10 protein-coding genes are annotated in these 9,593 nt (G+C 70.9%); 3 read left to right on the top strand and 7 right to left on the bottom strand.

The window, feature by feature from the left end:
* Together AOK08_RS18600 and AOK08_RS18595 are read right to left on the bottom strand one after the other, a co-directional pair.
* Positions 1–754 (bottom strand): TerD family protein (locus AOK08_RS18600; protein WP_198539306.1); only part of this gene is annotated, 754 nt, incomplete at its 3' end.
* Between the two features lie 133 nt (positions 755–887).
* Positions 888–1,490, bottom strand: coding sequence for a M48 metallopeptidase family protein (locus AOK08_RS18595; RefSeq protein WP_055527076.1), 603 nt, complete (start codon positions 1,488–1,490; stop codon positions 888–890).
* 342 nt (positions 1,491–1,832) lie between these two features.
* Between AOK08_RS18595 and AOK08_RS18590 the strand changes: the two genes are divergently transcribed.
* Together AOK08_RS18590 and AOK08_RS18585 are read left to right on the top strand one after the other, a co-directional pair.
* Positions 1,833–3,044 carry a TOMM precursor leader peptide-binding protein gene (locus AOK08_RS18590; protein WP_055527073.1) on the top strand — a complete coding sequence of 404 codons (1,212 nt, stop codon included), beginning with the start codon at positions 1,833–1,835 and terminating at the stop codon, positions 3,042–3,044.
* Entirely contained in the window at positions 3,037–4,401 is a 1,365-nt protein-coding gene (locus tag AOK08_RS18585) for an ABC1 kinase family protein (RefSeq protein WP_055527070.1), read from the top strand. Before AOK08_RS18590 ends, AOK08_RS18585 begins: the two co-directional genes overlap by 8 nt.
* Before the next feature lie 105 nt (positions 4,402–4,506).
* Here the strand turns inward: AOK08_RS18585 and AOK08_RS18580 are convergent, their stop codons facing one another.
* From AOK08_RS18580 to AOK08_RS18565, 4 genes are all read right to left on the bottom strand, one after another.
* On the bottom strand, positions 4,507–4,830 hold the full coding sequence (locus AOK08_RS18580) for a hypothetical protein (protein ID WP_055527068.1): 324 nt from the start codon (positions 4,828–4,830) through the stop codon (positions 4,507–4,509).
* A complete protein-coding gene (locus tag AOK08_RS18575; protein ID WP_020119791.1) occupies positions 4,827–5,195 on the bottom strand; it encodes a WhiB family transcriptional regulator in 369 nt (122 codons plus the stop codon). Before AOK08_RS18575 ends, AOK08_RS18580 begins: the two co-directional genes overlap by 4 nt.
* Before the next feature lie 173 nt (positions 5,196–5,368).
* Positions 5,369–5,692, bottom strand: a complete 324-nt coding sequence (locus AOK08_RS18570) for a hypothetical protein (RefSeq protein WP_055527066.1) — start codon at positions 5,690–5,692, stop codon at positions 5,369–5,371.
* A 171-nt stretch (positions 5,693–5,863) separates the two neighbouring features.
* Positions 5,864–8,059, bottom strand: a complete 2,196-nt coding sequence (locus AOK08_RS18565; protein WP_198539305.1) for an ATP-dependent DNA helicase UvrD2 — start codon at positions 8,057–8,059, stop codon at positions 5,864–5,866.
* A gap of 181 nt (positions 8,060–8,240) precedes the next feature.
* Here AOK08_RS18565 and AOK08_RS18560 point away from each other — a divergent pair, with 181 nt between their 5' ends.
* On the top strand, positions 8,241–8,498 hold the full coding sequence (locus AOK08_RS18560; RefSeq protein ID WP_055527060.1) for a glutaredoxin domain-containing protein: 258 nt from the start codon (positions 8,241–8,243) through the stop codon (positions 8,496–8,498).
* 102 nt (positions 8,499–8,600) lie between these two features.
* Here the strand turns inward: AOK08_RS18560 and nudC are convergent, their stop codons facing one another.
* Positions 8,601–9,560 carry an NAD(+) diphosphatase gene (gene nudC / locus AOK08_RS18555; protein WP_079054116.1) on the bottom strand — a complete coding sequence of 320 codons (960 nt, stop codon included), beginning with the start codon at positions 9,558–9,560 and terminating at the stop codon, positions 8,601–8,603.
* Positions 9,561–9,593 lie beyond the last annotated feature (33 nt).

Raw genomic sequence — 9,593 nt, 5'->3', positions numbered from 1 at the left:
GCACCTGGGCGCCGACGGGCGGTGTCAGGGGCGGGACGAGGTTGGGGGCCGCGTGCATCGACGGCGCGGGGGCCGGCGCCGGGGGTGCGACGGCTCCCGGAGGGGGCGCGAAACCCTGGGCGGCGGGCTGCGGAGCGGCCGGGGCGGGCGCCGGGGCGCCGAACGCGGGCGGCGCGAAGCCGGGCGCGGCAGCGGCCGGCGCCTGCTGCGGAGCGGGCGTCTCCTCCTCGGCGACCTCCCCGCCGAAGTTCTTCAGCAGCGCTTCCAGCCCGCCGTCGAAACCCTGTCCGACCGCGGCGAACCGCCACACGTCCTTCAGGTAGAAGTCGCCCAGCATCACGGCGCGCTCGGTGGTGAACTCCGAGCCGTTGAAGGAGTAGCGGGCCACCTCCTCGCCGCCGGCGACGACACGGATGTATCCGGGGCCGACCTGCGACATCTGCCCGGCGCCGTCGATCGTGGCCGTGAACGAGAGTTTCTGGATCTGCGGCGGGATCCGGTCGAGCGTGACCCGGAAGGACTCCGTGTCGCCCGCCTGGGCGCCCAGGATCTGGATGGACTCCTCGGGCGACTTCGGCTGGTTGAAGAAGACGAAGTACCGGTCGTCCGAGAGCCGCTCGTCGGCGTCGAGGCCGAAGCAACTGATGTCGAAGCTCAGTCCCGGTCCGGAGATCTGCACACCCACGTACAGATCCGTGCCCGCTGTGAGATCACTGATCCTGGCCTTGTGGCCGCGTTGGAATTCCCTGGCCATGCGTACCGCCCGTCCCCCATCCCGAATGCCGAATGCGTCGGGTCAGGCTAACGGCTAAATCCGGACGCGGCCGGAGCCGGTACAAACCCGGTACAGAACACCCGGGCACCACCGCGCGCGTGGGGCACGGAGATCACTCCCCGCGCGCGGAGGGCGGATGCGGCAACCGCTCGGCGGCGACCACTCCTTCGAGATAGCCACGGGCCCGTTCGGTCCGTGGATACGCGTCCAGCAGCCGCCAGAAACGGGGCCCGTGACCGGGCACCAGCAGGTGCGCCAGCTCATGCAGGAGCACGTAGTCGACGACGTACTCGGGCATGCCCTGGAGCCGGTGCGACAGGCGGATACTGCCCTCGGCCGGGGTGCAGGAGCCCCAGCGTGTGTTCTGGTTGGTGACCCAGCGCACCGAGGCCGGACGGGCGCGGCCGTCGAAGTACTGGGCCGACAACTGCTCCGCGCGCTCGGCCAGCTCGCTGTCTCCGGGCACCCGTTTGTTCTTGCTCTCCTGGGCGGCCAGTTTGTCGAGCATGACGGTCACCCAGCGCTGCTCCTCGGCCTCGGACATCCGGGCGGGGATGAGCACGACGGTGCGATCGCCCTCGCGGTACGCGGAGACCGTCCGGCGTCGCCGGGCGCTTCTGCGGACCTCGATCGCGCTCGCCCCCGAGCCGCTCGGCGGCTGGCTCGTCGTACTGCGCTGTGGGTTTCCGGCGCGGTGCAGTGGGTCGGCGGGCACGCCACGACGTTACCCGCTGTGCACGGGGGAAGTCTTGACTCCGGCACGGTTCGGCGGCGATCCCCACCATGCGCTTGATTAGTGCGACGAATACCCACCGCCTGTGGACAACTTTCGACGGCCGATGAGCGGACCGGGCATGCTGGCATTCGTCGGCGGACGAGCGATGACATCCACCGGCAAACAAGGACTTTCCACGGGGAATCACTCTGGCTACGGGGGCCTGCCATGCGATCGACCACCACACCTGCACCTGCACCTGCACCCGCGTCGGATCCGGCTGTCGCAGCGCCGCCGAAGGCAAGCCGTACAGAGCCGAACCGCCCGCGTGTCAGCCACCCGATGATGAAGAGCGCGCTGCGCAGCGGCTGGCGGGACCTGAACACCGTGCAGTTCGGGATGACCCCCGCCCACGCGATGACACTCGGCCCGATGGACACGGCAACAGGCAGCTTTCTGGGCCTGCTCGACGGGACGCGCGGACTGCCACGCCTTCACGAGGAGGCGCACCGCATGGACCTGCCGGCCGCCCATGTCGACGCACTGGTGGAGCGGCTGGGCGAGGCGGGCCTCCTCGACGACGCGACGGGCGGCGGCCCTGCCGTCGAAACGCTGCGCGGCAGGACGAGGGTTCTGGAGCGGCTGGCTCCCGATCTCGCGTCCCTCTCCGTGGTCGCCCGGGCGCCGGGCGAGGCGATGGCACGGCTGGCGGCACGCAGGTCGCTGCGCGTGCAGGTCCGGGGCGCGGGCCGGGTGGGCGCGGTGGTGGCTTCACTGCTGGCGGGTGCGGGGGTGGGTCACGTCGATGTGCGTGACGGAGGCGTGGTCGAGCCTTGGGACGTCGCGCCGGGTGGCCTGCCCGCCGAGTCCGTCGGCGAACGCCGGGACGAGTCCGCACGGCGCGCTGCCCGCCGGGCGGCCCCGGACCGCCCACCACGGCGTACGGCCGCCCAGTCGCCGCCCGGCGAACACTCCCCCGGGCTCTCCCTGGTGATCCTCGCCCCGCGCGACGACCTCGCCGTGCACGCCCCCGACCCGGCGGCAGCGGAACCACTCGTGACCTCTGGCACACCTCATCTGTACGCGGGCGTGGTGGAGGGAACCGGCGTCGTGGGCCCGCTGGTCCTGCCGGGCGAGACGGCCTGCGCCGGCTGTCTGGACCGGTGGCGCGTCGAGCGGGACCCCGCCTGGCCGCGTCTGGTGGCGCAGTGGCGTTGCGCACGTCCGCGCCAGGTCAGGGCCTGTGACCTGGCCCTGGCGACGACGGTCGCGGGCCTGACCGCGAGCCATGCGCTCGCCTTCCTGGACGGCGGGACGCCGTCCAGCGCGGGAGCGCGCTGGGAGGTCTCCGTGCCCGGGCTCGACTGGCACGCCCGCCCGGTCTGGGCTCATCCCGCATGCCCGTGCGGCGCAGAGGAGAAGAGTAAGAACGTGGCACACACCTCGGAGGACGGGGAGTCGCGCGAGACAATGGCGGAGCAACGGCCGTCGACGGGGTTACGCCGTAAGGCACACGCGGCGCGGCTGTCCGGAACTTGGAGGGCTCATGTCTGATCTTCCCCGGAAGGCGGTCACCCGTACCGCCAAGCTCGCCGCGCTCCCGCTCGGCATGGCCGGGCGGGCGACCTGGGGACTCGGCAAACGGATCGTCGGCGAGTCGGCGGACATCGTCGGCCGCGAACTGCAACAGCGCACGGCGGAACAGTTGTTCAAGGTGCTCGGCGAGCTCAAGGGCGGCGCGATGAAGTTCGGGCAGGCCCTGTCCGTCTTCGAGTCGGCCCTGCCCGAGGAGGTCGCGGGCCCCTACCGCGCGGCGCTGACGAAGCTCCAGGAAGCGGCCCCGCCGATGCCGACCCGCACGGTGCACTCGGTACTCGCGGCGCGGCTCGGCGCGGACTGGCAGGACCTGTTCCTGGAGTTCGAGGACCAGCCGTCCGCCGCGGCCTCGATCGGCCAGGTGCACCGGGGACGGTGGCACGACGGACGCGAGGTCGCGGTCAAGGTGCAGTATCCGGGCGCCGGCGAGGCGCTGCTCTCCGACCTGACCCAGCTCAGCCGCTTCGCCCGTCTGTTGGGGCCGCTCATCCCCGGGATGGACATCAAGCCACTCATCACCGAACTGCGGGACCGCGTCTCGGAGGAACTCGACTACGGCTTGGAGGCGCAGGCCCAGCAGGCCCACGCGGAGGAGTTCACGGACGATCCGGATGTCGTGGTTCCGGCCGTCGTCCGCCAGTGCGAGCAGGTCTTGGTGACGGAGTGGATCGACGGCATACCGATGTCGGAGGTGATCACCAGCGGCACGAAGGAGCAGCGCGACCGCGCGGGCCAGTTGCTGGCCCGGTTCCTCTTCTCGGGCCCCGCGCGCACCGGTCTCCTGCACGCCGACCCGCACCCGGGCAACTTCCGCCTGCTGCCCGGCGGTCCGGCCGGCAAGGGCGACTGGCGACTGGGTGTGCTGGACTTCGGCACGGTCGACCGTCTCCCGGGCGGGCTGCCCGCGACGATCGGCGACTCGCTGCGGCTGACCCTGGACGGTCAGGCCGAGGCGGTCTACGAGGCCCTGTGCGCGGAGGGTTTCGTCAAGGACTCGATCGACCTGGACCCCGACGCGGTGCTCGACTACCTCCTGCCGATCATCGAACCGGCCCAGGCGGAGGAGTTCACCTTCACCCGGGGCTGGATGCGCGGTCAGGCGGCCCGCATAGCCGACCCGCGTTCCCCCGCCCATCAGTTGGGCAAGCGCCTCAATCTGCCCCCGTCGTATCTGCTGATACACCGGGTGACCTTGAGCACCATCGGTGTCCTGTGCCAACTGGGGGCGACGGTCCGTATGCGTGCGGAACTGGAGGAGTGGCTGCCGGGGTTCCTGCCGGAGGCCGAGGAGGAGGCCGCGGCTGCCGAGGCGTGAGCCGCATTCTCCACCGGGGCACAACGCCCCTCGGGGGCCGGTCCGTTCGGACGGACCGGCCCCCGAGGGGATGAGGCTGCTGTTGCTGCCGAGTTGTCGGGCTCGTTACTGCATGACCGCCAGGGCGAGCGCACGGCGGGCACGCTGCGAGGCGCGCTCGGCTCGGCGCTGGAGGCGACGGGCGGCCACCACGCGGTACGCGCGGCGGTCCTGCTCGGCCTCCTGGAGGCGGTCGTGCATATGCGCACGAGCCAGGGCTTCTGGGATGAGTTGCATCTCTCGGGTCCTGTTCTGGCGCGAGTCGTTCGCACCGGTGGTGGTGAAGTCCGGGGTCGCGGAGCCGACGGGCTCGCTGGTGGTCGGCGTCATCGGGGCCTGCTTCTTGGGGTCGTGCGTGACGGGGCGGTCGATCGTTCCTGTGATGTTCATGCTGTGACCGGGTTCTTGCGCGGACGGCCACGGGGCCGCTTGCGGGCCACGACGACACCCTGGACGAACAGTTCGCCGCCCCAGACGCCCCACGGCTCGCGCCGCTCCTTGGCGCCGGCGAGGCAGGCTTCCATCAGCGGGCAGGTACGGCAGAGGGACTTGGCGTACTCGACGTCGGCCGGCGACTCGGCGAAGAAGACCTCCGGGTCGTAGGAGCGGCAGGGGACGGGTACGCCGAGGTTCTCGATGGCGTCGTCGAGCGCGGTGAGCGCGGTGAGGGGGATCAAGGTGGAGTCCTCCGTGAGGCCGGGCGGGGGGATCGTTTCGGAAGGCGGTACTGACGGGGCGTGCGCTTCGAGTTGCACGGGTCGTTTTCCTCGTCTGGTCGTTCCGGCCCTGTTGGGCCGGGTGCGGCTGGTACCGGCGGGTTTTCTCTTGTCCCGAGGCCCCTTCGCTCCGTTGTCCCCGTTCGGGGAAAACAGAAGGGCCGCGGATCCCGGATGGGGTTCCGCGGCCCTGAAGGCGCCGGCCTGATCGATCAGGCTGGATCACTCCAGGGTTCTGGCCCACGGAAGGCCCACATCGTGTGGTGCTGCGTCGTCTGCTTCAGGGATCCGGCACCGGCCGCAAAGGCATAGGCCGGGGCCTTCGCCTCTACTGCTCCTGCTTCCAGTGCCTTGCTCGGTCGCTCATTGCGCTCACGGACAGGGAGACCCGCGAGAGGCAGCGAGGACGCCGGCCGGACGGCAGGAATGCCGGACAGACCGGTGCCCAGGTTCGAGACGCCGAGCATGCACAGGGAGACGGTCGAGAGATCGGTCATGTCGACCGTGCGGACTGAGCTGGTGTTGATGCTGATCACTGGACTCGCCTCCTCTCGGCGTCTTGGGGGACTGGGGTGAACCAGTCCAACGGATATACGACTATGAAGTACAGCACAGGGCCAGGTCTTCTGAGAAGACTCTGTTCCCTTGACCAAGAACCTATGGGGATTCCCGGGGCATGCGCAAACTATTTTTCCGACGAGTTTGAATCAGTCGTCGCCGCCCTCCCTCTCCACCTCCTGACCTGCGCAGATGGCCAGAACATCGGATCCGTACCGGTTGAGCTTGCGGACTCCCACGCCGGGGATGCGAGCGAGCTCCCCGGCCTCGTCGGGGACGGTCTCCGCGATCGCCATCAGGGTCCTGTCGGTGAAGACGCAGAAGGCCGGCTGCCCGCTGCGCGACGCCTGGACCGCCCGCCACTCGCGCAACCGCTCGTAGAGGCCCTCGTCCATGTCCGAGGGGCACTCGTCGCAGCGCATCAGTTTCATCTCGCCCGCGTCGGTGAGTGTGCGCCCGCAGACCCGGCAGCGGGCCGGGGTTCTCTGGGTGCGGCGCGGGGCGGCCCCGGGGCCGCCTCCGAAGCCGCGCACGATACCGCCGGAGCCCGCCGCGCCCGTCCGGACGGCCGTGGCGGCGGAGCCGGGGCGCACGCCATCGAGGAAGCGGCTTGGGCGGCGGCTCGGGCGGCCCCCGGGCGCGCGGGAGAGGGACCAGGAGACATGGAGGCGTTCTCGCGCGCGGGTCACTCCGACGTACAGGAGGCGGCGTTCCTCCTCGATCTGTTCGTCGGTCTTCGCGTAGGAGATCGGCATCATGCCCTCGGCGACCCCGACCAGGAAGACGGCATCCCATTCCAGGCCCTTGGCCGAGTGGAGGGAGGCGAGGGTGACGCCCTGCACGGTCGGGGCGTGCTGGGCGTTCGCCCGCTCGTCGAGTTCGGCGACGAGGTCGGCGAGCGTGGCGCCGGCTTTCGCAGTGGTGAAGTCCTGGGCGAGGTTCACCAGTGCGGCCAGCGACTCCCAGCGCTCTCTGGCGGCCCCGGAGCCCGCCGGCGGCTGACTGGTCCAGCCCTCCCCCGACAGCACGGCACGGACCTGGGAAGGCAGGTCGACGACGTCGTCCAGCAGGGAGTCGTTGGCTCCGAAGCGGGCGGCGGCGCGCAGCGCGCTGATGGCCTTGCGCACCTCGGGCCGGTCGAAGAACCGTTCGGCGCCGCGCAGTTGGTAAGGGACTCCGGCGTCGGCGAGTGCCTGTTCGTAGGTCTCGGACTGGGCATTTGTCCTGAACAGGATGGCGATCTCACCGGCCGGAACGCCACCGGCGACGAGGTCCCGGATGCGGCGGGCGGCACCCTCGGCCTCGGCGGGTTCGTCGGCGTATTCGGTGTAGGCAGGTTCGGGTCCGGGGTCGCGCTGCGAGATCAGTTCCAGGCGATGGTCCGCGGCGCGGCCCCGCGCCTGGGCGAGCAGGCCGTTGGCGAGGTGGACGACCTGGGGGGTGGAGCGGTAGTCGCGGACCAGTTTGACGACGGTCGCACCGGGGTGGCGGATCCGGAAGTCGAGCAGATGGTCAGGCGTTGCTCCTGTGAACGAGTAGATCGTCTGGCTGGCGTCGCCGACCACGCACAGGTTGTCCCTCTCCCCGAGCCACAGTTCCAGCAGCCGCTGCTGGAGCGGGCTGACGTCCTGGTACTCGTCGACCACGAAGTGCTGGTACTGGGCGCGGACCTGTTCGGCGATGTCGTGCCGGTCCTGGAGGACGGCGACGGTGAGCAGCAGCACGTCCTCGAAGTCGATGACGGAGCGGTCCCGCTTGAGGTCCTCGTAGGCGGCGTAGACCTGGGCGATCTCGGCCGGGTCGCGGGGGGCGACGCGGCCGGACTTGGCGACGGCGGGCAGGTAGTCGGCGGGGACGGTCTGGGTGACCTTGGACCATTCGATCTCGGCGGTGACGTCCCGCAGTTCGCCCCGGTCGAGGCGGATGCGGCAGGCGGCGGCTGCGTCGGCGACCAGCTGGATCTTGCGGTCGACGAGGCGGGGCATGGAGCCGCCGACGGCTTTCGGCCAGAAGTACTGGAGCTGGCGCAGCGCGGCCGAGTGGAAAGTGCGCGCCTGGACTCCGCCGGCCCCGAGCTGGCGCAGTCGTCCGCGCATCTCGCCGGCGGCGCGGTTGGTGAAGGTGACGGCGAGCACGCTGGAGGGCTGGAGCACGCCGGCGCGTACGCCGTAGGCGATGCGGTGGGTGATCGCCCGGGTCTTTCCGGTGCCGGCCCCGGCCAGCACGCACACCGGACCGTGCAGGGCGGTGGCCACCTCGCGCTGCTCGGGATCGAGTCCGTCGAGCACCGCGTCGGCCGAGTCCGGAACCTGCGGGAAGAGGGTGGAGTGCGTTGCTGCTGTCACACGGCCATGCTGCCAGGTCGCCGGAGACGGGTGAGCCGGTTGTCCACAGGCGCCCCCTCGCAGTCGTACTAATGCGGCAGGCGTTCGGCCTCGGATACCCCGGGCGGGAATGGTGGGCGGGTCCCGTGCGTTCCAACTCAGCGAGCACCCGTCCCCCGAACTGCTGAGGAGCGCGAGAGACATGCCGGGCACTGTGACGATGTACAGCACCACTTGGTGCGGATACTGCCGTCGGCTGAAGAGCCAGATGGACCGCGAGGGCATCGCGTACAACGAGATCAACATCGAGCAGGACCCGGACTCCGCGGCGTTCGTGGAGAAGGCGAACGGCGGCAACCAGACGGTTCCGACGGTGCTGGTCGTTCCCTCCAACGACGGCCCGCAGGTCGTCATGACGAACCCGAGCCTCGCCCAGGTGAAGCAGGCTCTCGGCGCCTGAGCCGCGTGTCACAGACCCCCGACCGGCCCGGCGGCCGTGCGGGGGTCTTCGCGTGCCCGGCGGCATGTCGGCCGGGACCGGCTCAGGGGCCGGCCTCGTGGGTCAGAGCGCGCTGCCCGGCTTCGGCAGCGGCTTGCCGTACCAGAGTTCGATCAGGCGGGCCGCGATCGAGATGCCGTACGGCGGCAGGACCTCGCCGGATTCGAAGCCCGCGCGCAGGTCCTCGCGGGAGAACCAGCGGGCCTCGTGGATCTCGTCGCCGTCGACCTCGATGTCGGTGGACAGGGCGCGCGCCATGAAGCCGAGCATGAGACTGGACGGGAACGGCCAGGGCTGGCTGGCGACGTACTCGACCTGGCCGACGAGGACGCCTGCCTCCTCGAACACCTCGCGGCGCACCGACTGCTCGATGGACTCGCCGGGCTCGACGAAACCGGCGAGCGTCGAGAAGCGGCCCTCGGGCCAGTGGACCTGGCGTCCGAGGAGCAGGCGGTCCTCCTCGTCGGTGACGGCCATGATCACGGCCGGGTCCGTGCGCGGGTAGTGCTCGGCGCCACAGGCCTGGCAGCGGCGGATGTGGCCGGCGGCGGCGATGAGGGTGCGCTCGCCGCAGCGGGAGCAGAAGCGGTGCAGGCGCTGCCAGTTCTCCAGGGCGACGGCGTGCACCATCAGGCCCGCGTCGCGGGGCGAGAGGAGCAGGCCGGCCTCGCGCAGGCCCGCGGGGCGCGCGGACTGGTCGATGCGGCCGGGCAGGGCGTCCTTCTGGAGGGCGAAGTAGCTGGTGCCGTCGTCGTCGTTGCCGAGGAAGTAGCGGTGTGCCTCGGTGAGAGGGGCTTCGAAGGAGGGGGTCATGACGAGTTCGGTACGCCCGTCGGACGTCTCGTCGATGAGGGCCTGGCCGCCGGAGACCACGAAGCAGCGGGTGCTGGGGTGGCTCCACGCCGCGGCGAGCCAGGCCTCGTCGAGCCTGTGGTGCGCGGCCCGGTCGATGCCGCTGGGGGCGGTGAGCGAGATGGGACGGTCGGCGGTGTGGTCGGTCCAGGTGGTCACAGGTGCTTCCAACTCCCCCGGTGGAACGGATATTTCGGCGGGCGG

It is taken from the genome of Streptomyces graminilatus, from assembly GCF_001418565.1.
In the GTDB taxonomy this organism is placed as follows: Bacteria; Actinomycetota; Actinomycetes; order Streptomycetales; family Streptomycetaceae; genus Streptomyces; species Streptomyces graminilatus.
Note: the sequence above shows the minus strand (reverse complement) of the source record. Positions and strands in the feature narration are given on the sequence as shown.

Bases quoted from the DNA above. Each gene is read 5' to 3' on its own strand.
- AOK08_RS18590 (WP_055527073.1), top strand. From the start codon at position 1,833: ATGATGAAGAGCGCGCTGCGCAGCGGCTGGCGGGACCTGAACACCGTG.
- AOK08_RS18585 (WP_055527070.1), top strand. From the start codon at position 3,037: ATGTCTGATCTTCCCCGGAAGGCGGTCACCCGTACCGCCAAGCTCGCC.
- AOK08_RS18580 (WP_055527068.1), bottom strand. From the start codon at position 4,830: ATGAACATCACAGGAACGATCGACCGCCCCGTCACGCACGACCCCAAG.
- AOK08_RS18560 (WP_055527060.1), top strand. From the start codon at position 8,241: ATGCCGGGCACTGTGACGATGTACAGCACCACTTGGTGCGGATACTGC.